This is a genomic window from Paenibacillus sp. EKM211P (assembly GCF_011066175.1).
In the GTDB taxonomy this organism is placed as follows: Bacteria; Bacillota; Bacilli; order Paenibacillales; family Paenibacillaceae; genus Paenibacillus; species Paenibacillus polymyxa.
The window spans coordinates 1-219 of sequence record NZ_JAAMNS010000101.1 but is presented as its reverse complement, the minus strand read 5'-3'; the positions used below and the strand labels follow the sequence as shown (position 1 = coordinate 219).

The 219-nt window shown below is 48.9% G+C and carries 2 tRNA genes; both read right to left on the bottom strand.

The features are described from left to right. A tRNA-Val gene (locus G9G57_RS25570) sits at nucleotides 1-76 on the bottom strand. Between the two features lie 69 nt (nucleotides 77-145). Then, nucleotides 146-217 (bottom strand) — tRNA-Glu (locus tag G9G57_RS25565). Between the last annotated feature and the right edge of the window lie 2 nt (nucleotides 218-219).

The following is a 219-nucleotide window of genomic DNA, read 5'->3' as shown; positions in this document are numbered from 1 at the left end:
TGGTGGAGGCTGAGGGGATCGAACCCCCGACCCTCTGCTTGTAAGGCAGATGCTCTCCCAGCTGAGCTAAGCCTCCTCAACGGAACACTTCTTATATTATACCACAACAAACTTTTTATTGCAACTTTTTGTGGTTATTTTTTTATGACCCGTAGGGGATTCGAACCCCTGTTACCTCCGTGAAAGGGAGGTGTCTTAACCCCTTGACCAACGGGCCAT